Annotated in this window: 1 pseudogene; it reads left to right on the forward strand. The window is 70.6% G+C overall.

Features of this window, described 5'->3' with window-relative positions:
- Positions 1-14 precede the first annotated feature (14 nt).
- A pseudogene (locus DSP71_RS21895) lies at positions 15-809 on the forward strand (hypothetical protein); the annotation flags it as partial.

Raw genomic sequence — 809 nt, forward strand, 5'->3', positions numbered from 1 at the left:
GGGCGGAGACCTCCGTGGCCGGGCCGGCTCCGGCCGACTCCGTGGTCGCGATCCCGGTGGCAGCCGCTGCCGCCTGGGCGGCTGAGGCCGCAGCCGCCCCTGCGGGCGAGGCCCCTGTCGACGACCTCGCCGCATCCGTGGACACGGGCGACCGCTCCGAGCACACGTCGGACGAATCGGACGCGCCTTCGTCCGACGCCTCGGCTTCGACGGACGAAGCTCCTGCCGCCGAACACGACGCGGAGCATGCGCAGGCCGAGCAGGCACCCTCCGAGGAGTCTCCGGAACGATCGTTCGATGAGATCCTGTTCGGCTCCGCCGCACCGGCCGAGGCAGCAGGCGATCAGGCAGCGGATCCGGCGAACGGAAACGAGCACCACAGCGGTGTCGAGGTCTTCGCCGATCTTCACGACGCACCCGAATCGACGGACACCGACGAGTCCGACGACCAGCTCGGCGCAGGCCCCACGGACGACGATGCTCTCGCGTCCACCTCCGACGAATCCGAATCCGAATCCGACTCCGACTCCGACTCCGACTCCTCCGACGATGTCGCTGCTGTCACTGCCGACGACGAGGATCCGCGCTCCGCGGCGGTGAGCTCCATGCTCGCGGCGGCTGCGCGCGCCTACTACGAGGACGAACCCAGGGATTACCCGCTGAGCGCCGAGAACCAGACGGCCGAGGAGCAGCACGGCGAAGGCGGCGTCTCCGACGAGGGCGCGCACTGGACCGTCGCATCCACCGGTGTCATCGACACGGTGCCGCTGGCCGCATCGACGGATTCCGAAGAGGCGGGCGACACCGCC

The organism is Microbacterium sp. H6, assembly GCF_003314775.1.
Lineage (GTDB): Bacteria > Actinomycetota > Actinomycetes > Actinomycetales > Microbacteriaceae > Microbacterium > Microbacterium oxydans.